The sequence below is a fragment of the Ramlibacter monticola genome (assembly GCF_016722785.1).
Taxonomy (GTDB): domain Bacteria; phylum Pseudomonadota; class Gammaproteobacteria; order Burkholderiales; family Burkholderiaceae_C; genus Ramlibacter; species Ramlibacter monticola.
The window spans coordinates 586,394-610,076 of sequence record NZ_JAEQNE010000001.1; the positions used below are offsets into that span (position 1 = coordinate 586,394).

At 70.2% G+C, this 23,683-nt stretch carries 21 protein-coding genes; 4 read left to right on the forward strand and 17 right to left on the reverse strand.

The genetic code is table 11. The annotated features are described in order from the left end of the window. Nucleotides 1-400: 400 nt before the first annotated feature. The gene (locus JJ685_RS02655) at nt 401-3,733 is read right to left on the reverse strand and encodes a KAP family P-loop NTPase fold protein (protein WP_201672613.1); all 3,333 of its coding nucleotides are present in this window, start codon (nt 3,731-3,733) and stop codon (nt 401-403) included. A gap of 123 nt (nt 3,734-3,856) precedes the next feature. Here JJ685_RS02655 and JJ685_RS02660 point away from each other — a divergent pair, with 123 nt between their 5' ends. Beyond that, nucleotides 3,857-5,029, forward strand: coding sequence for an NAD(P)/FAD-dependent oxidoreductase (locus tag JJ685_RS02660; protein WP_201672614.1), 1,173 nt, complete (start codon nt 3,857-3,859; stop codon nt 5,027-5,029). Here the strand turns inward: JJ685_RS02660 and JJ685_RS02665 are convergent. The 3 genes from JJ685_RS02665 to JJ685_RS02675 form a co-directional block, all read right to left on the reverse strand. Beyond that, nucleotides 5,008-5,253 (reverse strand): hypothetical protein, encoded by a 246-nt coding sequence (locus JJ685_RS02665; protein ID WP_201672615.1) that lies wholly within the window; start codon nt 5,251-5,253, stop codon nt 5,008-5,010. The two genes, JJ685_RS02660 and JJ685_RS02665, sit on opposite strands and share 22 nt — an antisense overlap. Nucleotides 5,254-5,338: 85 nt before the next feature. Further along, the gene (locus JJ685_RS02670; RefSeq protein ID WP_201672616.1) at nt 5,339-6,175 is read right to left on the reverse strand and encodes a class III extradiol dioxygenase family protein; all 837 of its coding nucleotides are present in this window, start codon (nt 6,173-6,175) and stop codon (nt 5,339-5,341) included. Between the two features lie 14 nt (nt 6,176-6,189). Further along, nucleotides 6,190-6,555, reverse strand: coding sequence for a protocatechuate 4,5-dioxygenase subunit alpha (locus JJ685_RS02675; protein ID WP_201672617.1), 366 nt, complete (start codon nt 6,553-6,555; stop codon nt 6,190-6,192). A gap of 108 nt (nt 6,556-6,663) precedes the next feature. Here JJ685_RS02675 and JJ685_RS02680 point away from each other — a divergent pair, with 108 nt between their 5' ends. Beyond that, a complete protein-coding gene (locus tag JJ685_RS02680; protein ID WP_201672618.1) occupies nt 6,664-7,590 on the forward strand; it encodes a DMT family transporter in 927 nt (308 codons plus the stop codon). Here JJ685_RS02680 and JJ685_RS02685 read toward each other — a convergent pair. The 11 genes from JJ685_RS02685 to JJ685_RS02735 all read right to left on the reverse strand — a co-directional run bounded on the left by JJ685_RS02685 (nt 7,577) and on the right by JJ685_RS02735 (nt 19,372). Further along, entirely contained in the window at nt 7,577-8,359 is a 783-nt protein-coding gene (locus tag JJ685_RS02685) for an enoyl-CoA hydratase (protein WP_236598659.1), read from the reverse strand. The genes JJ685_RS02680 and JJ685_RS02685 overlap by 14 nt on opposite strands. A gap of 11 nt (nt 8,360-8,370) precedes the next feature. Further along, complete coding sequence (locus tag JJ685_RS02690; RefSeq protein ID WP_201672620.1) at nt 8,371-9,576, reverse strand: CaiB/BaiF CoA transferase family protein; 1,206 nt, start codon at nt 9,574-9,576, stop codon at nt 8,371-8,373. Between the two features lie 26 nt (nt 9,577-9,602). Next, on the reverse strand, nt 9,603-10,676 hold the full coding sequence (locus JJ685_RS02695; protein ID WP_201672621.1) for an ABC transporter ATP-binding protein: 1,074 nt from the start codon (nt 10,674-10,676) through the stop codon (nt 9,603-9,605). Between the two features lie 88 nt (nt 10,677-10,764). After that, nucleotides 10,765-12,516 (reverse strand): ABC transporter permease, encoded by a 1,752-nt coding sequence (locus tag JJ685_RS02700; RefSeq protein ID WP_201672622.1) that lies wholly within the window; start codon nt 12,514-12,516, stop codon nt 10,765-10,767. Nucleotides 12,517-12,536: 20 nt separating this feature from the next. Then, complete coding sequence (locus JJ685_RS02705) at nt 12,537-13,586, reverse strand: ABC transporter substrate-binding protein (RefSeq protein ID WP_201672623.1); 1,050 nt, start codon at nt 13,584-13,586, stop codon at nt 12,537-12,539. A gap of 123 nt (nt 13,587-13,709) precedes the next feature. Next, the gene (locus tag JJ685_RS02710) at nt 13,710-14,711 is read right to left on the reverse strand and encodes an aldo/keto reductase (RefSeq protein WP_201672624.1); all 1,002 of its coding nucleotides are present in this window, start codon (nt 14,709-14,711) and stop codon (nt 13,710-13,712) included. 40 nt (nt 14,712-14,751) lie between these two features. Further along, nucleotides 14,752-15,195, reverse strand: a complete 444-nt coding sequence (locus JJ685_RS02715; RefSeq protein WP_201672625.1) for a VOC family protein — start codon at nt 15,193-15,195, stop codon at nt 14,752-14,754. 33 nt (nt 15,196-15,228) lie between these two features. Beyond that, nucleotides 15,229-16,212, reverse strand: a complete 984-nt coding sequence (locus JJ685_RS02720; protein WP_201672626.1) for a D-2-hydroxyacid dehydrogenase — start codon at nt 16,210-16,212, stop codon at nt 15,229-15,231. Then, complete coding sequence (locus tag JJ685_RS02725) at nt 16,209-17,357, reverse strand: mandelate racemase/muconate lactonizing enzyme family protein (protein ID WP_201672627.1); 1,149 nt, start codon at nt 17,355-17,357, stop codon at nt 16,209-16,211. The genes JJ685_RS02720 and JJ685_RS02725 overlap by 4 nt, the downstream gene beginning before the upstream one ends. 40 nt (nt 17,358-17,397) lie before the next feature. Next, nucleotides 17,398-18,363, reverse strand: a complete 966-nt coding sequence (locus JJ685_RS02730) for a Bug family tripartite tricarboxylate transporter substrate binding protein (protein WP_201672628.1) — start codon at nt 18,361-18,363, stop codon at nt 17,398-17,400. 103 nt (nt 18,364-18,466) lie between these two features. Beyond that, complete coding sequence (locus JJ685_RS02735; RefSeq protein ID WP_201672629.1) at nt 18,467-19,372, reverse strand: LysR family transcriptional regulator; 906 nt, start codon at nt 19,370-19,372, stop codon at nt 18,467-18,469. 73 nt (nt 19,373-19,445) lie between these two features. Between JJ685_RS02735 and JJ685_RS02740 the strand changes: the two genes are divergently transcribed. Together JJ685_RS02740 and JJ685_RS02745 are read left to right on the forward strand one after the other, a co-directional pair. Then, the gene (locus JJ685_RS02740) at nt 19,446-20,873 is read left to right on the forward strand and encodes a hydroxysqualene dehydroxylase (RefSeq protein ID WP_201672630.1); all 1,428 of its coding nucleotides are present in this window, start codon (nt 19,446-19,448) and stop codon (nt 20,871-20,873) included. Then, the gene (locus JJ685_RS02745) at nt 20,863-21,381 is read left to right on the forward strand and encodes a DUF4334 domain-containing protein (protein ID WP_201672631.1); all 519 of its coding nucleotides are present in this window, start codon (nt 20,863-20,865) and stop codon (nt 21,379-21,381) included. Before JJ685_RS02740 ends, JJ685_RS02745 begins: the two co-directional genes overlap by 11 nt. 303 nt (nt 21,382-21,684) lie before the next feature. On the opposite strand, the gene JJ685_RS02750 is transcribed toward JJ685_RS02745, so the two are convergent. Together JJ685_RS02750 and JJ685_RS02755 are read right to left on the reverse strand one after the other, a co-directional pair. After that, nucleotides 21,685-22,770: a porin gene (locus tag JJ685_RS02750; RefSeq protein WP_201672632.1), complete on the reverse strand. Its 1,086-nt coding sequence runs from the start codon at nt 22,768-22,770 to the stop codon at nt 21,685-21,687. Between the two features lie 124 nt (nt 22,771-22,894). After that, a complete protein-coding gene (locus JJ685_RS02755; protein WP_201672633.1) occupies nt 22,895-23,680 on the reverse strand; it encodes an HpcH/HpaI aldolase family protein in 786 nt (261 codons plus the stop codon). Nucleotides 23,681-23,683: the final 3 nt, after the last annotated feature.

Below are 23,683 nucleotides of genomic sequence, written 5' to 3' on the forward strand. Positions count from 1 at the left end.
AATTGGCGCTCTCAGCCGCAGGCTCGTTGCCAGCGGGCCGGATCAGGCAGCCTCCCCTCGCGCACCTGCATCTTGCGGGGACGGCTTGCGGCACGCGTCAACGGAGCTGTTGCGACGAGCATGGCGCGGCGCAGGACCAGAGCGGGGCTGTCCGGCTCGGCGACATAAAGGAGGAGGCGCGGGCGCCGCGCTCACCCGGGGCGCGGTTCTCATCCGCGCCGGGGGACAGTCGCAGAGACGGACAGCCCCGCTCTGGTCCGGCAAGAAGGCCACTGCGCACACCCGCGGATTCCCTCACCCGGCGGAAATGAACCCGGTCCTGCAGCCTCCCCGGAGATCGGCGGAGAACCTATTCCCTTGGGTGCCCTGCACCCCGCCTCCGCAGGGATGACGAGGAATTTCAGGCCTTCGCCACGGCGAGCGGAGGAACCTCGGCCCGCACGGCGATCGGCGGCAGGACGGCCACCGGCGCCACCGGCTGCGGCGGCGCCTCGCCCGCATCCAGGTCCCCGACGATCTGCAGGAACACGTCCACATCCCCCGCGCTCGGCGCCCCGCCCGACGCCACCGGCTGCAGCATCGCCTTGCGGACTTCAGCCTGCGGCCGCCCGCGCGCCATCATCCAGCGCGCGCTCAGTTCCACCAGCCGCGCCTCGGACACCGGCGCGGTGTCCCCCTTGCGCAGGCGCGCGACGGCGTAGCGGCTGATGTTCAGGAAGCGCTTCAGCTCGCGCGGGCTGGCCGTCTCCTGCTGCGCCAGCAACTGCGCCTGCCAGGCCTGCACGGCGGCGCGGTATTCCGGGGTGGCGTGCACCCGGTACTCCTCGCGCCGGGCCCAGCCCCAGGCGAGCACGGCGAGCACGACCGCCACCGTCAGTCCGGCGGGCCACCAGACGGTGTCGCCCACCGGCGCGTCCGGGGCCGCGGCGCCTCCGGGGCTGGCCGCATCGGCGTTGCCGGCGCCCTTGTCGCCGCCCGCCGTGCCCTTGCGCTCGCTGCGCCCGGGCCAGTCCTCGCCATCCGGCTGGCCACCGGCGATCAGCGCCCGCGCATTCGCCGCCGCCGGTTCGAAGCGCGTCTTGCGGATGCTGTCGAAACGGTCCGGCGCGCCGCTGGCGACTTCCGCCTCCAGCAGCACCAGCGCCTGCTCCATGCCCTTGACGCCGGCCTCGACCGCATCGGCCCGGGCCAGCAGGCTCGCCACCACCTCCGGCGGTGCCGCGGCGGCCTTGCCTTTCAGCCGCACCCAGTGCTCGTAGGCGCGGGCGTCCTCCAGCTGCGCGCGCACCGCCTGGATGTCGCGTCCGAGCTGTTCGCGCGCCTGCCGCGTCTCCAGTTTCATGCGGGCGACGGTGTCGTCCATCTGCCAGAGCAGGCCGAAGACGACCAGCAGCGCGGCGATCCATCCGGCCGCCGCGGCGATGCGGGGACGCGCCGCTTCCACCCCTTCCCTTGCCGCCCGCAAGGCTCCGCGCAGGCCCGGCGCGCGCTTGTGCTCCGAGCTGGCGCCGTCTCCGCCCGGCTCCGGACCGAGCAGCATGTCGAGCGCGCAGGCGGATTCGAGCGTCGGCAGCTTCACGTCCAGCTGCACCAGCTTGCGCAGGTAGACGCGCGCATAGGCGAGCCGGTCGACGACCGCCTGCGACTCGCGCGCGACCGGGTCGCGGTCCGGCTGCTGCCCCTGTTCGGCCCGCCGGATCGCCGCCTGCTCCTCGGCCAGCGCCTTGTGTGCGCTCGCGATCTGCGCCTCCACGATGCGGCGGTCGGTGCCGAGGATGACGAAGCACGGACCGGCTTCGCACAGGTAGTTCACGCATTCGAGCAGTTCCGCGGCCTTGGGCGGGCTGCAGCGGTCGAGGTCGTCGATGAAGATCGTCATCGTGCGGGCGCCGAGCGCGCGCGCCACCTCGCCGAAGTGCGTGCGGAAGCGGCGGCGGAAGTCGGTCTGCGCCTCGGCCTGCGTCACCGTGAACTTCGTCCCGAGGCTGGACAGCAGCACCGCCGGCTTCGCCGGGAAGGGCCGCAGCAGGAACATGCACAGCATCGCCCAGCACGCGGCGAGGAACACGACGCCCAGCGCGATCAGCGTCGTCACCGGATCCTGCTGGATGGCGCGCAGCGCTGCGCCCAGCAGGTCCAGGGGCCCGCCGCCCGCGGCGGTGGCGAGCCAAGGCCCCACCGTCACGTGGGTGAAGACGGAATAGACGTCGCGGAAGAAGCCGTCCGCCAGCGCCGGCGGCGCGGCGGAATGCACCCGCGCGCCCAGGCAGGCGAGATAGGCCGGCACGGACAGCAGCGCCACCCATCCCATGCGCGTGGCCCAGCCCCCGCGGCGCCAGCGCTCCACCACCAGGCGGGCCCGGAACGCGAGGCCGTGCCAGCTGAAGAAGCGCGGGATCGCCTGCTGCGTGATGGCCTGCAGCAGGGGCGCCAGCAGCACCTCCTCGTGCTGGTGGTGCCAGGCGTTGAACCAGACCGGCCGCGCGCCGCGCCCGTGCAACTCGCCCGCCAGCATCGCCATGAAGCTGCTCTTGCCCATGCCCCAGCGCGCATTGATCGCGATCGCGAGCGGCGGCTGCGTGCCGCTGTGGCGCAGGAAGCGGCTGAGGGCTTCCACCACCGGCCGGAAGGCGAGGCGGTCCTGGGCCGCATCGGCGATCGGTGCGTCGGAAACCGCCTGCTCCAGCACGCCGGCGCTCGTCACCGCGGCCCGGCGCGCGACCAGCCGCTCGCGCGCCGTCCCGAGGGCCGCCAGCGCGAAGAAGGCGAGCACGGCCCACAGCCAGGGCGCCGGCGACTTGCGCCAGGCGGGCTCCTGCCAGGCGTTGCGCGCCAGGTCGCCGCGCACGATGGTGCGGTCGGCCAGCGCCAGCACGACGCCGCCATCGGGCAGGACGGCCAGCGCCTTGAGCGTCTGGCCCGGGCGGCGGCGCAGTTCTTCCCAATGGCGGCCGCTGTCGAGCGTGCGCAGCACGACGCCGTCGGCGCCGGCGGCGAGGGCGCTGCCCCGCGCTTCGTCGAGCCACTGCGTGGCGAGGATGCGGTAGCCCTCGGGTAGCCGCGGGGTGTTCGCCTGCGGCGGCAAGGGCCGCTGCACCGTGGCCGGCGGCGCGGCCGGCGCATTGGGCGCGGCCGGCGCATTGGGCACGGCCTGCTGCTGCACCGGCGCGCCCTTCCCCTCCGCCTTCGAGTCGGGCGCGGGCGCCTTCGAGGGGGGCCGCTGCTCCGCCTGCAGCGCGGTCGGCACGAGCTGCCGCACGAGCTGCGGCGCGGCCGCGGCCTTCTGGCGGGGCGGCTGCAGCTGGCGGGGCGGCTGCAGCTGGCGGCGCAGCTCCGCCGGCATCTCGTCCGCAGCCGCGACACGCCAGAGGCGCCCGCCGTCCTCGCTGAGCAGGACGAAGGCTCCGTCCGCACTCGCCGCCGCCGCCGGCCCCGTCGCATTCACCGCGACCGAAGCCAGCACCGGTCGTTGCGCACCGGCGCGCAGCCAGCGGTTCTCCTCGCGCGGCGAGAGGAAGCCTTCCCCGCTGAGCCAGGAGGGCTCCGGCGCGAGCGGATCGCCGCGTGGCGCCTGCAGCACCGCGAACGCCACGAAGAGGGCCAGCGCGACCAGCACCGCGGTGAGTCGGCCCCAGACCGGCGGCGGGGTGGCGCGCGCCGCCGCGCCGGCGCTTGGCGAGGCTCGGGGACCCGGGGACGGTGCGCCCTTGCGACGGGGAGCTTCCTGCATCATGTGCGTCCCTCCTGGCAGGCTGGCGAGCGGCCATGATGGCACTTCGCCCGCGCGCGCACCATCGCCTCGAGGGATGGCGACGCCCGTCAAGTGGGACGGAGTTCACGCTTCCTACAATCCCGCATGGTCGCGCAAACGGATTTCCTCGTCATCGGCGGCGGCATCGCCGGCGCCTCGGTCGCTTACTGGCTCGCCCCGCACGCGCGCGTCGCGCTGCTGGAGCGCGAATCGCAACCCGGCTACCACTCGACGGGGCGGTCGGCCGCGATGTTCATCGACAGCTACGGCACGGCGCAGGTGCGCGCCCTGTCGCGCGCGAGTCGCCCCTTCCTCGAGTCGCCGCCGCCCGGCTTCAGCGAGCACCCGCTGGTGACGCCGCGCGGCTGCATGCTCGTCGCCGCCCCCGGACAGGAGGACCTGCTCGAAGCGCACTGGCGGCTGCTGCACGCGATGGCACCGGAGGCGCGCCGGCTCAGTGCCGCGCAGGCGCTGGAGATCGTGCCGGGCCTGCAGCCCGGACGCGTGATCGGCGCCGTGCTGGAACCGGGCGCCGACATGGACGTGCACGCGATCCACCAGGGCTACCTGCGCGGACTGCGGCGCGCGGGCGGCACCGTCGTTTGCGATGCCGAGGCCACGCGCATCGAGCGCGTGGGCGCGGACTGGCAGGTGACCACGCCGCAGGGCGCGTTCCGGGCCCCGGTGCTGCTTAACGCCGCCGGCGCCTGGGCCGACGTGGTGGCCCAGCGGGCCGGCGTGCCGGCCATCGGCCTGCAGCCCAAGCGCCGCTCCGCCTTCACCTTCGCGCCGCCCGCCGGCCTCGACGTGCGGGCCTGGCCCTGCGTGATCAGCGCCGACGAAAGCTGGTACTTCAAGCCCGATGCCGGGGCGCTGCTCGGCTCGCCCGCCAATGCCGACCCGGTGCCGCCGCAGGACGTGCAGCCCGAGGAACTGGACATCGCGATCGCGATCGACCGCATCGCGGGCATGACCACCCTGGAGATCCGCCGTCCGACCCGCACCTGGGCCGGCCTGCGCTCCTTCGTCGCCGACGGCGACCTGGTGGGCGGTTTCGATCCGGCGGCGCCGGGCTTCTTCTGGGTGGCCGCGCAGGGCGGCTACGGCATCCAGACCTCGCCGGCGATGGGCGAGGCGTGCGCCGCGCTGGCGCGCGGGCTGCCGCTGCCGCAGCGGATCGCGGAGTGCGGGTTGACGGAGGCGATGCTCGGCCCGGCGCGCTTGCGCGTGCCCGCCTCTCCGCGCCCTGAGGCGCATCAGAACATCGTTTCCTGGTAGTGGTCGTCCTTGCCGTCGGTGCGACCGCGCAGGAGGCGCACTTCGGGCTCGCCCGCGGCCTGCAGCTCGTAGCTCTTGCCGCAGGCCGGGCAGTCGTAGCTGCGGGACTGGTTCGCGTCGGCGTCCTGCGCGGCCAGCACACGAAAGCGCGCGCCGCAGTACACGCAGGACTTCTCGAAGATGCTGAGGCTGGCGTGGACCTCGGGCTCGGCCGCGTGCTTCATCGGGGCCTCCTCACCTGAATTGGCAAGGGGCAGTATGCGCCCGCCCCCGGACCGCTTCAAGCGCAGGCGTTACTGCGCGATGAGGCTAGTCGAGGCACTCCAGGGCCATCATGCCGGCCGCCGTATTGGAGATCGGGATGTGGTAGTTCGTGTGCACCTTGCGCACGAAGCCCGGCACCGCCCCGCGCGTCGCCAGCCACATGAGCAGCTCGACGCCCTGGGTGCCCGTCTTCTCCACCAGCTCGTGGATGCTGTACTGGGTCGCCCACTCGGGATCGCTCACCAGGCTGTCCATGAACTTCAGGTCGAAGGGCTTGTTGATGAAGCCGGCGCGCTCGCCATCGAGCTGGTGCGAGAGGCCGCCGGTGCCGATCACGACCACGCGCTTGTCGCTGTCCCAGGAACGGATCGCCTCGCCCACCGCCTGCCCCAGCTGGTAGCAGCGGCGCGCGCTGGGCAGCGGGAACTGCACGGTGTTGATGCAGATCGGCACGGTTTTTACCGGGCAGGACTTCGGCCAGAACAGCTTCAGCGGGATGGTGAAGGCGTGGTCGACCAGCATCTCCTGGCAGGTCGTGACGTCGAAATCCCTCGCCACCAGTTGCTCGATCACGTGCCAGGACAGATCCACCTCGCCCGGGATGGGCGGCAGCGTGGGAATGCCCCAGCCCTCGTCGGAGTTGCGGTACTCCGGCGCCGCGCCCACCGCGAAGGTCGGCATCTTGTCGAGGAAGAAATTGAGGCCGTGGTCGTTGTAGAAGACGACCGCGACGTCGGGCTTGACCTCTTCCAGCCACGCGTGCACGGGCAGGAAGCCGTCGAAGAAGGGTTTCCAGTAGGGCTCCTGCTGGAGCCCCCGGGCGATCGCGCCGCCGATGGCGGGCACGTGCGAGGTGGTGAGTCCACCGATGATCCTGGCCATGTTCTTGTCTCCTGCTAGCCGGCGGTCGCCGCCGGCTGATCGTTCTGGCGCACCAGGCGCGCCTTGAATTCTTCCTTGCTCATGCCCGTCTGCTGCGCACCGAGGTCCTGCACGTCCAGGCCCAGGATGCCGGCGAACTTCGCCAGGTAGTAGACGTTGCCGCCCGCGGCCAGCAGCCCCAGCACGTCGCGTCCCCGGACCGCCGCCGACTGCTGCTCGTTCAGCGCGTAGCTGCGCATGTAGCCTTCCTCGTCGGCCTTGAAGGCCGCGCGGTTGGCCGCGTCGTTGAAGGAGAAGCACATGCGGTTGAGGGCATAGCCCTTGCGCGCCTGCGAGCCATCGAAGATGGTGGTGCCGAAGATGGGGCGTGGCTGGTTCATGGTGGGCAAAGAGTGCTTCGCAAGTTTTTCCCGAGCCAAAAGGCCCTTGTTTGATCGAGATCAAGTACGCCGCATGGCCGACCGCGCCGCAAGTAAGATCGCGGCCGCATGACAACGGATTCCTCCCACGCGCTGCGGGCGGCCAACCGCCGCGGCGTGCTCGCGATGGCGGCCGGCATGGCCAGCTTCGTCGCCAACGATGCCCTCGTGAAATACGTCAGCCAGACGCTCCCGGCCTCCGAGCTGATCTTCGTGCGCGGCGTGCTCGCCAGCCTGCTGCTGCTCGCGGTGGCCCGCGGCCTGGGCGCGCTGCCGCGGCTGCGCTCGCTCGGCGACCGGCGCGTGCTGCTGCGGGCGCTGTTCGACTCGTTCGCGACGGTCGTCTACCTGAGCTCGCTGTTCCACCTGCCGATCGCGAACGCCACGGCGATCAACATGGCGACGCCCCTGTTCATCACCCTGTTCGCCGTGCTGGCCTTCAAGGAGCGCGTCGGCGCCAGGCGCTGGCTGGCGATCGCCACCGGCTTCACCGGCGTGCTGCTGGTCGTGCAGCCGACCGGGGCCGCCTTCAACGCCTACGCCCTGCTGTGCCTGGCCGGCACCCTGCTGCACGCGAGCCGCGACCTGGTCACGCGCACCATCGACCGGGGCATCCCGTCGATCCTGATCACGTTCAGCACGGCGCTGTCGGTCACGCTGCTGGCGGGACTGTGGGGCCTGTTCCAGCCCTGGCAAGCCGTGAGCTGGCGGCAGTTCGGCCTGCTCGCCGCCGCGAGCGTGTTCCTCAGTGGCGGCTACTTCCTGCTGACGGTCAGCATGCGCGCCGGCGAGATGAGCCTGATCGCGCCCTTCCGCTACGCGGGTCTGCTGTTCGCCGTGCTCCTGGGCTACGCCGTGTGGGGCGACGTGCCGAACGCCGTGGCCTGGGCCGGCATCGCGCTGCTGGTGGGCGCCGGCCTGTCCATCCTGCACGGGGGGCGGCGAGCCGTGCCGCAGCCGCCGCTGGCCAGCAGCGGCGCGCTTACCGACCCGTGAACTTCGGCTTGCGCTTTTCCATGAAGGCCGTGCGGCCCTCGACGTAGTCCGCGCTCGCGAAGCAGCGCGCCACCACCTCCCGGCACAGGCGGGCGTCGCGTTCGGATTCGTCCTTCAGCGCCTGCGCCACCAGCGTCTTGATCGAGGCGACCGTCAGCGGCGCATTGGCCGCGATGGTGGCGGCGCAATCCCGCACGTACGACTCCAGCCCGTCCACCGGCACCAGCCGGTTCACCAGGCCCATCGCCGCCGCTTCCTCCGCCGCGAACTGCCGCGCCGTGTAGAAGATCTCGCGCGCGAACGACGGCCCGACCACGTCCACCAGCTTGCGCACGCCCTCGAACGCATAGCCGAGGCCCAGCTTCGCCGCCGGCACGGCGAAGACCGAGTCTGCCGAGGCGATGCGCAGGTCGCACGACAGCGCGATCGCGACGCCTCCGCCCACGCAGAAGCCGCGGATCATCGCGATCGTGGGCTTGTTCACTTCCGACAGGGCGTGGGTCGCCGCATGCGCCACCTCGTCGTAGGCGCGCACGGTCTGCTCGCTCGAACGCTTCTCCTCGAACTCGGAGATGTCGGCGCCGGACACGAAGGCCTTGTCGCCCGCGCCCTTCAGCACGATCACGCGCACCTCGGGGTCGGCGGCGAAGGCGCTCACCGCCTCGTACAGCCCCTTCCACATGGCCAGCGACATGGCGTTGCGCCGCGCCTGGTTGTCGAAGGTGATCCAGCCGATCGCGCCGTCCTTCTGCGCGAGCGTTCTCTTCATGGCGGCGCTGCTCATGCCGGTACTTCCGCCGCGCGGACCACGCCGTCCGCCACCAGGGCGCCGACCTGCGCCTGCGTGTAGCCGAGGTCGCGCAGCACCTCCGCGGTGTGCTGCCCGTGCAGTGGCGCCGGCTTGCGGATCTGCGTGAGCTCGCCCGTGGACTTCACCGGCAGGCCCAACGTCTTCATCGGCCCGATCACGGGATGCTCGATGTCGTACACCATCCGGCGGTGCTGCACGTGCGGGTCCGCCAGGGTCTGGTCGTAGGTGTAGACCGGGCCGCCCGGCACGCCGGCGGCATCGAGCTTCTCCACCCAGTGCGCGGTGGGCTGGGTCGTCGTGACCTCCTCGATCAGCGCCTCCAGGGCGTCGGCGTTCTTCACGCGCAGCGGATTGCGCTCGAAGCGCGGGTCTTCCAGCCAGTGCGGCTGCTCGACGACCTGGGTGACGAAGGCGCGCCACAGCTTGTCGCCGGAGGCCCCCACCGTGACGTAGCCGTCCTTCGTGCGGAAGGCCTGGTAGGGCGCGGAGCGGCGGTGGCGCGTGCCGGTGGCCGTCGGCAGTTCGCCGTTGCCGAAGTAGGCGCCGAACTCCCAGATGCTCCACGCCATGCCCGCTTCCAGCAGCGAGGTCTCGATGTACTGGCCCTGGCCGTGGCGCAGCTTGCCGATGAAGGCGCCGAGGATGCCGTACAGCGTGGTCACGCCGCAGGCGATGTCGTTCATCGCGATGCCGACCTTGGCCGGACGGCCGCCCGGGTGCCCCGTCATCATCATGATCCCGGACATGCCCTGGGCGATGATGTCGAAGCCGCCCTTCCTGCCGTAGGGGCCGGTCTGCCCGAAGCCGGACATGGAGGCGTAGATGATTCCCGGGTTGACCTGCTTCAGGGCCTCGTAGTCGATGCCCAGCTTCTTCACCACGCCCGGGCGGAAGTTCTCCATCACGATGTCGCAGCCCGCGGCCAGCTTCAGCACGATTTCCTTTCCCGCGGGCGCCTTCATGTCGACCGAGATGCTCTTCTTGTTCCGGTTCAGCACGGCGAAGCAGTAGGACTCGTCGTTGACCTTGGGTTCGAAGTTGCGGGTGCTGTCGCCCTCGAGGCTCTCCAGCTTGATCACCTCGGCGCCCAGGTCGCCCAGCACCATGCTGCAGTAGGGCCCCGCCATGACGTTGGTGAGGTCGAGAACGCGGATGCCTTCGAGGGGAAGCGGCATGGAACGATTTTCCTTCGGTTGACGGTCTAATTGGAAACGAGCGTGATCTGCGAGGTGTCGATCTCGGCGTAGATCGCCTGGCCGACCTCGAACACTTCGCCGGGCCGGGCGCTGACGCGGATGGGCTCCAGCGCCGGACCGAGGTGGATGTGGTAATCCCAGGACTCGCCGAGATAGGAGCGGCGCTGGATGCTGGCCTCCACGCAGCAACGCGCATCCCGCTCGGCGGGGCGGTCGCGCAGCAGCTGGATGGCCTGCGGGCGGATCGAGACCTGCACTTCGTCGGGCAGCCGCCCGTCCGGCGCCAGGGCGCGCGAAGGCAGGCGCAGCCCGCCGAAATCGACGACGTCGTCGCTGCGCCTGCCGGTCAGCAGGTTGGTGCGGCCGATGAAGCCCGCCACGAAGCGCGTGCGCGGGCGGGCGTACAGATCGAAGGGCGCGTCGATCTGCTCGATGCGGCCCTGGTTCATGACGGCGATGCGGTCCGAGGTCACCATGGCCTCGGCCTGGTCGTGCGTGACATACACCATGGTCATGTCGAACTCGTCGTGCAGGCGGCGGATCTCGAAGCGCATCTCCTCGCGCAGGTTGGCGTCCAGGTTGGACAGCGGCTCGTCGAGCAGCAGCACCTTCGGGTTGACGACGATGGCGCGGGCCAGCGCGACGCGCTGCTGCTGGCCCCCGCTCAGTTCCGCCGGATAGCGGTCGCGCAGGGCGCGCAGCTTCACCACGTCGAGGATCTGGTCGACCCGGCGCTGCGCCTCGGCCGCCGGCACCTTCTGCAGCTTCAATCCGAAGGCGACGTTCTCGCCCACCGTCATATTCGGCCAGATCGCGTAGCTCTGGAAGATCATCGACATGCCGCGCTTCTCGGGCGGCAGGCTGGACTGGGCCGAGGAGATCACCTTGCCGTCGAGTTCTATGCTTCCCGCACTCGGGTTGATGAACCCCGCGATCATGCGCAGCGTCGTGGTCTTGCCGCAGCCCGAAGGCCCCAGCAGCGACACCAGTTCGCCGTCGCGCAGGGTGAGATTCAGGCCGTCCACCACCGTGAACTTTCCGAACATCTTGCTCACGTTGCGCAAGACCAATTGGCTCATGAAGTACCTCCCCCAGGCTGCGTCTTCGACTCCGGCTCCCCCCTCCGCGAGCGCAGGGGGCGAGCGCCTTCGGGCGGCCGTGCGGCGCTCACGCGACGGTCCTCCTCAGCATGAAGTCGCGCCCCATCAGGCGGAAGCCCGCCAGGATCAGGGCCACCGTGATCACCACCAGCACCAGGCCGATCGAGGCCAGCGTCTCGAAGTTGCCCTCGTCGCTCTTGTCGAACAGCAGCACCGAGAGCACCTGCGTGTCGATCGAGTACAGGAAGATCGCGGTGCTCAGCTCGCGCGTGGCGGGGATGAACACCAGGATGAAGGCGCCGGCCATGCTGCGCTTCAGCACCGGCAGCACCACGTGCCGGATGGCGGCCAGACGGGAGCCGCCCAGCGTGCGCACGGCCTCTTCCAATTCCGGGTTGATGCTGCGGATCGCCGCGTTGCTGTTGACGAAGGCGATCGGCAGGAAGCGCGTGGTGAAGGCAAGGACGAGGATCCAGGCCGTCCCGTACAGCAGCAGCGGCGGCCGCGTGTAGGCGGCGTAGAAGCCGATGGCGAGCACGATGCCCGGCACCACGAAAGGCGCCATGGTCAGGAAGCCCAGCGCGCTGCCGACGTGCCGGTTCACCAGGTTGCGGTTGGTGACATAGGCGATGCACATCGCCAGCACCAGCGCGATCAGCGAGGCCGCGCCGGCGTAGAGGAAGGTGTGCAGCGTGGCCGTGCGCGTCAGCGCGTTCTCGAACACGATCGCGTAGACGTTGCGGAACGTGAGGTTGTCCAGCGACCAGCCGCGGCCCCAGGCCTTGGCGAAGGCGGCCTGGCAGATCACCACCAGCGGCAGGAAGAAGGACAGCGTCGTGACCAGCAGGCACCAGCCCAGCACGGCCCACCTCCACGGCCCCAGCGCGATGGAGCGCCGCTCGCCGCCCTTGCCCGTGAGCGACACGTAGCCCTTGCGGTGCGTGATGCGCCGTTGCAGCCAGAACAGCAGGATGGTGATCGCCAGCAGGGGCATGGCGTACGCCGCCGCCAGGCCCACCTTGGGCGGGAACTCGAAGAACTGCCACAACTGCGTCGTCACCACGTGGAAGCGCGCCGGCAGCGCCAGCAGCGCCGGCGAGCCGAACAGGGCGATCGCCTCGAGGAACACCAGGATGAAGGCGCCCAGGATCGACGGCAGCACCAGCGGCAGCGTGACCAGGAAGGTCGTCCTGAGATGCCCCGCCCCGAGGATGTTCGCCGCGTCCTCCATCTCGGAGGAGACCAGGTCCAGCGCCGACTTGGTCAGCACGAAGACGTAGGGAAAGCTGTAGCAGGCCACCACCAGCACCAGCCCCGGCATCGAGTAGATGTTGAAGGGGCCCTTGTCGGCGCCGGTCAGCGCCACCACCACCTTGTTGAGCCAGCCGGCGTTGGGGCCCGCCAGCAGGATCCAGCCGACCGCGCCGAGGTAGGGCGGGATGATGAAGGTGCCGAGGATCGCGATCCAGACCAGCCCCTTGCAGGGCATGTCGGTCCGCGACAGCGCCCAGGCCATGGGCACGCCGAACAGGAGGCACAGCGCGCCGGCCGACACGCCGAGGACCAGCGAGTTGAGGAGGGCCTCGATGTGCCGGCTGCGCCCGTAGGCCCCGACGTAGTTGGCCAGCGTGAAGGCGCCGTTGGCATCCTGGAAGCTGACCGCGAACAGGCGCACCAGCGGATTGACCACGAGGAAGACCAGGACCGCAATGGCGGCGAGCCAGACCAGCGAGGTCTTGTCCCAGTGCCTCCAGCGCTGCGCGAGGCCGCCGCCGGACGGCAGCGCGGCTTCCTCCAGGGCGGTCTTGGCGTAGGCCATCTACTGCTTCGGCCCTTGCTTCAGACGCCGAAGGTGTCGCGGAACTTTTCCTTGACCTCCGGGATGCCCTTGGTGATCTCGTCCTCCGTCGGACGCACCACCTTGATCTGCTCCAGCGGCTTGGCGCCGGCCCCGGGCGCCACGCCCTTCACCACCGACAGCGAGTGCGACTTGACCTGGATCTCGCCGGCTTCCTTCGACAGCAGGTACTCCATGTACAGCTTGCCGGCGTTCGGCGAGGGCGCGTTCTTCGGGATGCCGCTGGCCGACACCATCAGCAGCGCGCCATCGGTGGGGTACACCACCGCGAGCGGGTTGCCCTTGTCGCGCGACAGCAGGGTGGTGGCCTCGGGACCCGCCGCCACCAGCCGCTCCTTGGAATTGAGCATGGTCACCGTGTCGTTGACCGAGCGGCCGATCTGCGGCTGGTTCTTCTCGAGCTTCGTGAAGTAGTCCCAGCCATAGAGCTTCTGCATCAGCACCACCCAGGTGCCCACGTAGCCGCTGTAGGCGGGATGGCCGATGGAGACCTTGCCCTTCCACTTCGGATCGAGCAGGTCGGGCCAGTTCTTCGGTGCGTCCTTCTCCTGCACCTCCGCCGTGTTGTAGGTCAGGAGCATCAGGGCCGCGGCCGTCACCCAGTACTGGCCGTCCTTGTCGTTGTAGGCCTTCAGCGAGTCCACCATCTGGGCGGCGTTGTGCGGCCTGTAGTCGAGCAGCAGGCCCTTCTTCTTCAGCTCGGGGTAGTGGCTGACGTCGGTGCTGCTGAAGACCGAGGCCACCGGCGCGTTGGCCTGCATGTCCTGCTGCAGTCGCTGGAAGGCCACCTGCGCGGTGGTGCGCACGAAGTTGCACTTGAGGCCCGGGTACTTCTTCTCGAAGCCGGCGCACAGGGCCGCCGCTTCGTCGGTGTTGTAGTGCGCCGTGTAGACGGTGACCGGCTTTTCCTTCTTCGCGGCCTCGTACAGATCCTTTTCCCAGGGCTGCATCTGCTGCGCGAGGACCGGGGACGCCGCCAGCGCGGCCGCCGCCGCGCCCGCCAGGATCCACTTGGTGAGGTTCCGGTTCACGCATGCTCCCAGCGGCGCGGCCGCGTTGTCTCCAGCCGGCCACTCTAGGGTCGTTGGCATGCCAACCGAAATAGGAGTTTCCTTAGGTCAATCCCCGATACCGCAAGCGGCATGGCTGCCCGATTAGAACGTTTCGGTATCCACTTCGCGGTTCGACTGTTCGCTGTAGCGGTTGCCCGCCACCGTGTGCTGGTTGATCAGCGCGTCGAGCCTGCCGACGAGGTTCGCGTCCAGGCGCAGGTCGGCCGCCGCGAGGTCTTCGCGCAGGTGCTCCACGCGGGTGGTGCCGGGGATCGGGATGACGTTGTCGCCCCGGTGCAGCAGCCATGCCAGCGCAAGTTGGGCCGGGGTGCATCCCGCCTCGCGCGCCAGCGCCTTGTACGGCGGCAGCAACTGCAGGTTCCGCGCGTGGTTCTCCGGCTCGAAGCGCGGCATCGCGCGGCGGATGTCCTTGGCCTCGAAGCTGCCCACGTCGTGGACGGCATCGCACAGGAAGCCGCGCGCCACCGGGCTGAAGGGCACGAAGGCGACGCCCAGTTCGCGGCAGGCCGCCAGCATCGCGATCTCCGGATTGCGCGTCCACAGCGAATACTCGTTCTGCACCGCCGCGATGGGATGCACGGCGTGCGCCTTGCGCAGCGTGGCGGCGGAAACCTCGGACAGGCCGAGGATGCGAACCTTGCCCTCCTCCACCAGCCGGCTCATCGCCCCCACGCTGTCTTCGATGGGAACGGCCTTGTCCCAGCGGTGCAGGTAGTACAGGTCGATGACCTCCGTCTGCAGGCGGCGCAGGCTGTCCTCGCAGTTCCTGCGGATCGTGTCGGGGCGGCCGTCGATCACGCGCTTGAGTATGCCGCTCGCGTCGGGAACGCCCGCGAGGCCGCCCTTGCTGCAGAGGGTGATGTCCTGGCGGTGCGGCTTGAGCACGCGGCCCACCAGTTCCTCGTTCCTGCCGAAGCCGTAGAGGGCGGCCGTGTCGAACAGCGTGACACCCTGCTCGATGGCGGCGCGCAGCACGCGCTCGCCCTGCTCTGCGCTGGGCGGGACGCCATACGCATGGCTGAGGTTCATGCAGCCGAAGCCGATGGCGGAGACGGTGAAAGGTCCGAGTTGTCTGTGGTGCATCGTGCCATTTTCCCGTCATTCGGAAGCGCGCGCGGCGCCCCTACTTCGCGAACAGCTTCGTGATGTCCGCGAAGGCCTTGATCTCGATGGCGTTGCCCGACGGATCCAGGAAGAACATCGTCGCCTGTTCGCCGGGCTGGCCCTGGAAACGGATGTAGGGCTCGATGACGAACTGGGTGCCCCTGGCCTTCAGGCGCCCGGCCAGCGCCTGCCACTCGGCCAGCGGCAGCACGATGCCGAAATGGCGCACCGGCACGCCGTGGCCGTCCACGGCGTTGCGCTGCGCCGCCCCGGTCTCGGAAGGCGCCAGGTGCGCCACGATCTGGTGGCCGTAGAAGTTGAAGTCGATCCATTCGTCCGAGCTGCGGCCTTCGGGGCAGCCGAGCGTCTGGCCGTAGAACTGGCGCGCCGCCGCGAGGTCGTGCACCGGGAAGGCCAGGTGGAAGGGAGACAGCGGGGCGGGGTTGGTGACGGGAGCTTGCATGAGGAATGAGGAGTAATACTGCGACGCGCCAGCTTAGCCGAGCCAGCGCCGGAAGTTCTCGATGAAGCTGCCCACCACGCGCTCTTCGTGGCCCTGCGAAGCCGCGCAGTTGTGCGGGGTGATCCACACGTTGGGCAGCTCCCACAAGGGCGAGCGCTGCGGCAAGGGCTCTTCCACGAAAGTGTCGAGGTAGGCGCCACGCAGGCGCCCGGCCTGCAGCGCGTCGCACAGCGCCTGCTCGTCGACCAGCTCGCCGCGCCCCACGTTCGCGATGCGGGCTGACGGCGGCAGCAGGGCGAGGCGGCGCGCATCGAGCAGGCCCTTCGTGGCCTCCGTCAGCGGCACCGCCAGCACGAGCCAGTCGCAGCTGCCCAGCACTTCATCGAGTTGCGCCAGCGCGATCGTGCGGTCGAACGGGGGTGTCGGCGTGGCGCTGCGTCGCACCACCGTCACGTGCAGGCCCAGCGCCTTCAGCAGGCGGCCGATCTCCGAGCCGATCGCGCCGGCGCCGACGACGACCACGCGCAATTGCTGCAGCTCCCTGGGCCGCTGCGCGCCCGTGAGCGGCGCCCACTCGCGGCGTGCCTGCGCCGCCAGCCAGTGGTCGAAGCCGCGCGACTGCGCGAGGATCGCCGCCACCGCGCTCTGCGCGATCGGGATGGCCGTCACGCCGGTGGAACCGGTCACGCGCACGCCGCGCTGCAGCGCCGGCCCATACTGGGGCAGGTCCACGCCGGAGGAGAACACGTGCAGCCAGCGCAGCCGCGGCGCCGCGTCCGCCACCCGGAAGAAGAGGTCCGACAGCACGCCCGGCTTGCGCAGCGAACTGCCCTCGTAGAGGTCGCGCGAGAAGAACGCGAGGTCGATCTGGTCGAGCGTCCCGGCCGCCTGCGACAGCGGCAGCCGCCGCAAGGCTACGCCGCGCTCCGCCGCAACCGCATCGAGGCGCGCGCCGTACGCGCCATCCACCTGGTCCGAAAGCAGCAGGCCGAGCGGCGACGCGGCCGGCGCACTCATCGCACGGTCTGCCAGCGACCCTCCGCGCCGGGATACACGACACCGAACTCCTCGAGGGCCGCATCGTCGAAGCGGAAGCCGAGGCCCGGCAGCTTGGGCAGCAGCAGGTCCCCGTTGTCGGCGACGAGCTGGCGGTCGATCACGCGGCGGAAGTTGACGATGTGGTCGTCGGGCATCCACTCGACGTAGGTGGCGTTGGGGGTCGCCGCCACGAGGTGCACGTGCACGTCGTGCCAGGCATGCGGCGCCACGGTGAGGCCGTGGCTGTCCGCCATGGCGGCGATGCGGCGGAATTCCGTGATGCCGCCGCACACCGTGGCGTCGGTCTGCAGCAGCGTCGTGGCGCCCTGCTCGATCAGGTCCTTGAAGCGCCAGCGGCCGGCCTCGATCTCGCCGGTGGCCACCGTCACGCGGGTGGCGCGGGCCAGCCGCGCGTGGTTGGCGATGTCGTCGGGCGAGAACGGCTCCTCGATCCAGAACGGGTTGTAGGGCTCGAGGACGCGCATGTACTCCAGCGCCGTCGGCAGGTCGCGCCAGGCGTTGTTGGCGTCCAGCATCAGGCGCACGTCGTCGCCGATCGCCTCGCGCACGGCCGCGATGCGCTTGCGCTCGCCGGCCGCGCTTTCCAGGCCGACCTTCATCTTGACGGCGCGGAAGCCTTCCCGGACGTGCTGCTCCATCTCCTGCGCCAGCTTGTCCGGAGTCTTGCCGGGCTGGTAGTAGCCGCCGCTGGCGTACGCGGGCACGCGGCCCAGCGTCTTGGCGCCGAGGTACTGGTACAGCGGCAGGTTGGCCGTGCGGGCGTTCAGGTCCCACAGCGCGATGTCGATGGCGGACAGCACGCGCATCACGCCGCCGGCGCGACCGAGCAGCAGGGCTTCCTGGTACAGCTCGGACCACAGGCCCTCGACGCGCAGCGACTCCTGCCCCACCAGGCGGGCCCCGAACAGGTCGGTGACGGCCACCGACAGCAGCCGGCCGGCGCTGTTGACGGCGTAGCAGTAGCCGAGGCCTTCCTGGCCGTCGGTGGAGCGGACCTTGACGAGGCAGTACTCGCGCGCCTTGACCTGCCGGGTGGAGAAGGTCACCGGATTGGCGAGCGGAACGCGCGCGATGCAGACGGAAACGGATTCGATCGTGGCCATGGACTTCGGGTGCAGTGGTTCGGGTGGAAATGCCGGGCGCTCAGTCCAGCTTCAGGTTGCTCTTCTTGATCACGTCGGCCCACTTCACCTTTTCCTGGTCGATGAGCTTCTGGAATTGCGCGGGCGAGCCGTCGATGGGCGCGAGGCCCAGCTCCGTGAGGCGCTTCTGGAACTCGGGCTTCCTGATGACCTTGGAGATCTCGCCGTTGAGGAAGCTCACCACCGCCGGGGGCGTGCCGGCCGGGGCGATGATCCCGAACCAGACGTTCGCGTCGTAGCCCGGGATGCCCGATTCCGCCAGCGTCGGCACGTCGGGCAGCAGGTCCAGCCGCTTGGTGGAGGTGACGGCCAGCGGCTTGAGCTTGTGGTCCTTGAGGAAGGGCAGGCTCTGCGTGGGCGTGGCGAAGATCAGCGGGATCTGCCCGGCCAGCAGGTCCTGCTGCGCCGGCGCGCCGCCCTTGTACGGGATGTGGTTCATCGAGATCCCGGCCATCTGGTTCATGAGCTCCATGGAGATGTGCTGGGTGGAGCCGGAACCGGGCGTGCCGAAATCGATCTTGCCGGCCTTGGCCGTGGCGATCAGTTCCTTCACGGTGTTGGGCGCGAACTTCGGGTTGGCGACCAGGACGAAGGGCGTGTCCGCGATCAGCGACACGGGGGCGAAGTCGTTGAGCGTGTAGCTCAGGCCCGGATACAGGAAGGTGTTCGTGACATGCGACGAGATCACGATCATCAGCGTGTGGCCGTCGGGGGCGGACCGCTTCAGTTCGGCGGTGGCGATGGTGCTGTTCGCGCCCGGCTTGTTCTCCACGATCACCGGCTGCGGCAACGTCTTCGACAGCTCGGTGCCGATCATGCGCGCCACGGTGTCGTTCGAGCCCCCGGGGGCCATGCCCACGACCAGGCGGATCGGCTTCTTCGGGAAGTCCTGGGCGCCGGCCAGCGGGGCGGCCACGCAGGCCGCGGCGAGCAAGGCCAGGCGGGCGGTCTGGAGGAAGCGCTTCACGTTTGTCTCCTGCTTTGTGTCCTACGGGAGCAGGCATTCTGGAGCGCGATGGCTCAGTGGACAAACGGATTATTTCGATGAATTCAGCGAACCGGTAGATTATTCACGGAGCCAGCGCCTGGAGCGCCGGCTGCAGGCTGCCGCGCAGCAGCTTCATGAAAGCCTCCGCCGCGATCGAGTCCGTGTCGCCGCTGCGGCGCACCAAGCAGATGTCGCGCTCGTTCAGCGGCAGGGTCAGGGGAATCGCCCGCAGGCGCAGGTGCGCGAACTGCGGCAGCCCCAGGGTGGGCACGATGGTCACGCCCAGCCCCGCGGAGACGAAGCCCGCCGCGGTGGACAAGCTGTTCACCATGTGCGAGCGGACCCACTGCTTCGGGTAGACCGCCGCATCGAGGTGCTGCCGCACGCTGCTGTTCGGCTCGAAGCCGATGATGGGCTCGGCGATCACGTCCGCGATGCCCAGGCGCTTGCGCTGCGCGAGCGGATGGCCTTCCAGGCAGATGAACCAGAAGGTGTCCCGCGCCAGCGTTTCGATCGCGAGGTCGGCGCGCGGCGGCACCGCCGCGCCGAGCGCGAAGTCCACCTGGCGGTTGCGCACCATCTCCACGCAGACGGTGCTGGCGACGTCCTGCACCACCACTTCGACGCCGGGAAAGTCGCGCCCGAAGCGGGCGATCAGCGGCGGCAGGATGCTCGCGGAGATCGACGGCAGGGCGGCCAGGCTCACCCGGCCCTTGCGCAGCTGCACGTAGTCCTGCATCTGGGCCAGCGCCCGCTCGGTCTCCGGCAGCAGCTGCGAGACGATCTCCAGGAACACCTGGCCCTCGGCCGTGAGGTCCACGTTGCGCGTGTTGCGCGCGAACAGCTTCACGCCCAGGTCGCCCTCCAGGTTCGAGATCAGGGCGCTGAAGGCGCTCTGCGTCAGGCTGCAGCTTTCGGCCGCCCGCGTGAAGTTGCGCAGGGTGGCGAGGGCCATGAAGGCCTTCATGTGACGGAGGGAGAGGTTCATTGCTCTGCTGCAGGATTGTGACGCGCGCTGCGGCCCCCGCGGCGGCCGCGCCGGCGTATGGTGGCGGGGGCGCATGCGCGAGTCCTCTACCTTCGACGCCCTGGTGATCGGGGCCGGCGTGGCCGGCCTGTTCTGCGCGACCGAGCTCGCCGACGCGGGCCTGCGCGTGGGCGTGCTGGAGGCCCGCGCCTGCCCCGGCGGGCGCGCCCGCAGCTGGCACCACGCCGGCATGGGCCTGGAAGTGGACGTCGGGCCCCACGTCATCAGCTCGGAGCACGTGCACTTCATGCGCATGCTGCGCCGCGTCGGCACCGCCACGCAGGTGGACTGGCAGCCCGGCATCCTCGTCACGCTGCTCGAGGAGCGCCGGTTGCTGGACGTGGCGAGCGTGAGCTGGCCTCCGCCCCTGCACCTCCTCGCCAACGGACCGATGACGCTGCGGCGCCTGGGCGTGCGCGCGTCCCTGTCGCACTGGCCCGTGATCCGGGAGGCGGCCCGCGTCGACGAAGCCGGCCTGCGCGCGCTGGACGCGGTGGACGCCTTCAGCTGGCTGGGCAGCAAGGGCATGGCCGCCGAGGCGATCGACTGGTTCTGGCGCTCGACCCTTCTCTCCCTGCTGAACGTGCCGCTGGAAGAGTGCTCCGCGGCCTCGGCCCTGCGCATCTTCCGCCTGATGCTGGGACGCAGCGGCTACCACTTCGGCTTCCCGAGAGTGGGCCTCTCGCAGCTCTACGTGCCCGGCTGCAGCGCGGCGATCCGCGAGCGCGGCGGCGAGGTCTACACCCGCAGCGCCGTGCGCGCGCTCGACGTGCAGGACGGATTCGTGCGCGGGGTCCGGCTGCGCTCGGGCGCCCTGCTGCTTGCACCCTGGTGCATCCTGGCGCTGCCGCCGTGGCATGCGGCACCGCTGCTGGCCCGCACCCGCGAGCCGCTGCTGGCGCCCTTGCAGGCCACGGCGCGGCGCTTCCTCGGCGCGCCCTACACCAGCACCGTGCTGGCCCTGGACCGGCGCCTGGGCCCGCGCCGCTTCTGGGCCCGGGTGTGGGACCCGGAGGACCTGAACACCGACTTCTACGACCTGGCGAACATCCGCCCGGAACTGGCTGGCGCCGGCTCGGTGGTCGCCTGCAATGCGATCGGGCCGAATGCGCATCCGGAGTGGAGCGAACAGGCCGTGGTGGCCCGGACGCTGCAGGAACTGCAGGACTTCGCGCCGGCCGCGCGCGAGGCCCGCGTGCTCGGCGCCAGCGTGCACCGCATCCGCGGGGCGGTCCCGCAGCCGCGGCCGGGGACGGAGACGCTGCGCCCGGGCGCGCGTACTGCCGTGACGGGCTTGCTGCTCGCGGGCGACTGGACCGATACCGCCCTGCCCTGCTCCATGGAAAGCGCGGCGCGTTCCGCCGCACTGGCCGCCGAGGTGATCCTGCAGCGCACGATCGCCCTTGCCCCGCCGGAAACGTACGGCCTCGTCGGCCTGCTGCGGTCCCGCCGTGCGAAGTGACGAGGCCCTGGCCCTGTTCGACCGTCTCGCCACGGTGGACACGGGCTTCCTGCTCGGGAACTGGAAGGGCGAGGAGTTCCCGACCGGGCACCCCCTGGACGGCGCCCTGGCCGCCTATGGCTGGCGCGGCAAGCGCTTCGACAGCGCGGAGCACGTCCAGCCGCTGGTCTTCGCGCGCGGCGGCCGCGAGTTCGCGGTGCGTCCGCGCGGGCTGTGGCCGGGCGTGCCCCTGCTGCTCCGGTGGCCGTGGCTGAAGGACCCGACGGTGGCGCGCGTCGGCCGTGGGCTGCTGCCGCTGCTGGCCACGCGCCGCTCGCACGCGCGGCTGCGCATGCTGCAGTTCCGCGGCCACCTCACGGCCGCGATGCTCTACGACGAGCTGCCGATCCAGGACGTGTTCCGCCGGCTGGAAGCGGACGCCGTGCTGGGGCTGATGGACATGAAGGGGATGGAGACGCCGTTCTTCTTCGTGCTGCGGCGGGCGCCTGGCGACGGCCCACGGCGCTGAGCATCGGCTCGGGTTCCGTCCGCCGCTGCAGCACCCCGCAGGGCGGCGCCCAGCGCGAGCGCGGAACTACTGTTTCTGCACGTATTGCAGAGGGTTGCAATCGTACGTGGCGCCCCCCAAGGCACACGGCGACACGACGTACTGATGCGGGGGAGCGGACGAACAGCCGGCCAGGACAAGAAGAACGATGCCGAATGCCTTTGACATGGCTTTCTCCTCAAGGGGGGGCTGGGCGTTGCAGCATACAACTTTCCGCATCGCGCCACCACCGTCCCCTGGAGCAAGCCCGCTCCCCGCGCGTCCTCAGAACCGATGGCGCATGCCGAGGTACAGCGCGTTCTGGTCCTGGCCCGCCGCGTTGCCCGCGGCGAACAGGCTCGCGCGCTGGTTGGGACCGGAAACATTCTGCACGGCGGCTCCGAGCATGACGTCCGTGCGCTTCGAGAAGAAGTAGTCCAGGCCGGCGTTGAAGGTCGTCCAGCGGTTGCTGCCCATGGAGGAACGCCAGGCGCCCACGTCCAGCACCAGGGCTGGCGTCAGGTTGTAGGTCACCGCGAGTTCGGCCGTCTTCAGGGTCTCGGTCGCAGTCTCGCTGGCGGACACGAATTTCACGCGCGTACCCGCTGCCTTGAGCGTGGCCTGTCCCAGCTTGTACTTCACGCCCACGCCGTCGATGTCGGTGCGGTTCAGGAGCACGGTCGCCGGCGCGTCGAAGGACAGCGACTGGCCGAAGAAGCTGGCCACGCCGAGCGACGCCGCCGGCGCGATGGCCCCGCCACCGATCGACGAACGGACCGCGATCAACGCCAGCGCATCCACGTCGTAATTGGCCTCGGCGCTATAGGAATGACGGGTGCCTTCGCCGAAGCCGTACAAGCCCTTGATCGCAACCCCGTACAGGCGGGGCGATTCGTAGCGCAGGGCATTCGGCACCGGCACGCCGTTGACGCGGTCGACCGAACCAGGGTGGAACGCATACACGGTGGACTGGAACGCGTTGACGTAGCTGAGCATGTCGACCATGAAATCGAACTGGGCGCCGGCGGACACGGTCCCGTACGTCGCATCGCCCAGACCGACCGCCACGCCATTCGTGAAGAACCTGGCCGGACTTCCCACCACGCCCGTGTCGGCCGCGAACGATGCGTTCATGTTGAACAACGCCTTGAGCCCACCGCCCAGGTCCTCGGTCCCGCGGAAGCCGAAGTTCGTGGACCAGTGCCCCGCGTTCTGCACGCGGTTCTGCCGCCCGCCTCCGACGTCGGATATCGTGGCGACGCCCTCCGTGACGACGCCGTAGATCTCGACCGATTGCGCGCTCGCGCAGCCGGCGGCAGCGAGCATGCCGGCGAGCAGCAGCGGCCGACGGGTATTCTTGTTCGCAGGCAAAGAGAACTCCTCGAGTGTTGTTGTGGAAACCAGTGCGGCGCGCGGCCAGGGCTCCGCCAGCCCCGGCCTGCGGCCGGGAACGGGCGAGAGGGGATGGGGCTCGGCGCCTAAGAATGGCGCCCGGTCAGCGCGAAGGCTGCCAGGACGCGGCTTCGGCGCGCAGCGCCTCGGCCAGGCGGGCCGTGCCGACGGCGTGGAACAGCATCTCCAGTTCGGAGAACACGAAATCCGCGCCCAGTTCGGTGATGCCGCGCCGGCGCTCCTCGGGCGACCACGCGGGCAGCACGAGGGACTTGCCGTGGCGCTTGCAGGCCTGCGCGATGCTGGCGATGTCGTCCCAGTCGGCGGGCGTCCGCTTGTACATGCCGCGTCCGCGACGCAGCGACAGATCGGTCGGACCGGGGAACAGGCCGTCGACGGTCGGCAATGCCGCGATCTCGTCCGCCTGGGCCAGCGCCCCGGCGGTTTCGATCATCGCGTAGCAGCGGATGCGCCGATCGGTGGCCGCGAACCAATCGTCGGGAACCAGGCCGTAGCGCATGGTGCGGCCGCCGGCCAGGCTGCGATCGCCCAGCGGCGGGAATTTCGCAAAACTGCAAACGCGCCGCGCATGCTCCGCATCCTGCAGGTGGGGAATCATCACGGCGTCGGCGCCGAAGTCGAGAACGGTCTGCACCGGGCTGCGCTCGGGCGCCAGCACCTTGACGAACACCTCCAGCCCCAGGCCCTTGAGGAAGGGAATGAAGGAGTGCAGCGTCTCGTGGCCGAACGGGCCGTGCTCCACGTCGAGGATCACGCGGCGGAATCCCGCCAGGGCGAGGCATTCCGCCAGCTGCCACTGCGGGGTGGTCAGCCAGAATCCCATCAGCTGCGCGTTGTCCACGGCCTCGGTCTTGCGTTGTGCGTCCATGAG

What these genes read in the sequence shown, in the direction of transcription:
- JJ685_RS02655 (WP_201672613.1), bottom strand. Translation starts at nt 3,733, where the DNA reads ATGATGCAGGAAGCTCCCCGTCGCAAGGGCGCACCGTCCCCGGGTCCC.
- JJ685_RS02660 (WP_201672614.1), top strand. Translation starts at nt 3,857, where the DNA reads ATGGTCGCGCAAACGGATTTCCTCGTCATCGGCGGCGGCATCGCCGGC.
- JJ685_RS02665 (WP_201672615.1), bottom strand. Translation starts at nt 5,253, where the DNA reads ATGAAGCACGCGGCCGAGCCCGAGGTCCACGCCAGCCTCAGCATCTTC.
- JJ685_RS02670 (WP_201672616.1), bottom strand. Translation starts at nt 6,175, where the DNA reads ATGGCCAGGATCATCGGTGGACTCACCACCTCGCACGTGCCCGCCATC.
- JJ685_RS02675 (WP_201672617.1), bottom strand. Translation starts at nt 6,555, where the DNA reads ATGAACCAGCCACGCCCCATCTTCGGCACCACCATCTTCGATGGCTCG.
- JJ685_RS02680 (WP_201672618.1), top strand. Translation starts at nt 6,664, where the DNA reads ATGACAACGGATTCCTCCCACGCGCTGCGGGCGGCCAACCGCCGCGGC.
- JJ685_RS02685 (WP_236598659.1), bottom strand. Translation starts at nt 8,359, where the DNA reads ATGAAGAGAACGCTCGCGCAGAAGGACGGCGCGATCGGCTGGATCACC.
- JJ685_RS02690 (WP_201672620.1), bottom strand. Translation starts at nt 9,576, where the DNA reads ATGCCGCTTCCCCTCGAAGGCATCCGCGTTCTCGACCTCACCAACGTC.
- JJ685_RS02695 (WP_201672621.1), bottom strand. Translation starts at nt 10,676, where the DNA reads ATGAGCCAATTGGTCTTGCGCAACGTGAGCAAGATGTTCGGAAAGTTC.
- JJ685_RS02700 (WP_201672622.1), bottom strand. Translation starts at nt 12,516, where the DNA reads ATGGCCTACGCCAAGACCGCCCTGGAGGAAGCCGCGCTGCCGTCCGGC.
- JJ685_RS02710 (WP_201672624.1), bottom strand. Translation starts at nt 14,711, where the DNA reads ATGCACCACAGACAACTCGGACCTTTCACCGTCTCCGCCATCGGCTTC.
- JJ685_RS02715 (WP_201672625.1), bottom strand. Translation starts at nt 15,195, where the DNA reads ATGCAAGCTCCCGTCACCAACCCCGCCCCGCTGTCTCCCTTCCACCTG.
- JJ685_RS02720 (WP_201672626.1), bottom strand. Translation starts at nt 16,212, where the DNA reads ATGAGTGCGCCGGCCGCGTCGCCGCTCGGCCTGCTGCTTTCGGACCAG.
- JJ685_RS02725 (WP_201672627.1), bottom strand. Translation starts at nt 17,357, where the DNA reads ATGGCCACGATCGAATCCGTTTCCGTCTGCATCGCGCGCGTTCCGCTC.
- JJ685_RS02735 (WP_201672629.1), bottom strand. Translation starts at nt 19,372, where the DNA reads ATGAACCTCTCCCTCCGTCACATGAAGGCCTTCATGGCCCTCGCCACC.
- JJ685_RS02740 (WP_201672630.1), top strand. Translation starts at nt 19,446, where the DNA reads ATGCGCGAGTCCTCTACCTTCGACGCCCTGGTGATCGGGGCCGGCGTG.
- JJ685_RS02755 (WP_201672633.1), bottom strand. Translation starts at nt 23,680, where the DNA reads ATGGACGCACAACGCAAGACCGAGGCCGTGGACAACGCGCAGCTGATG.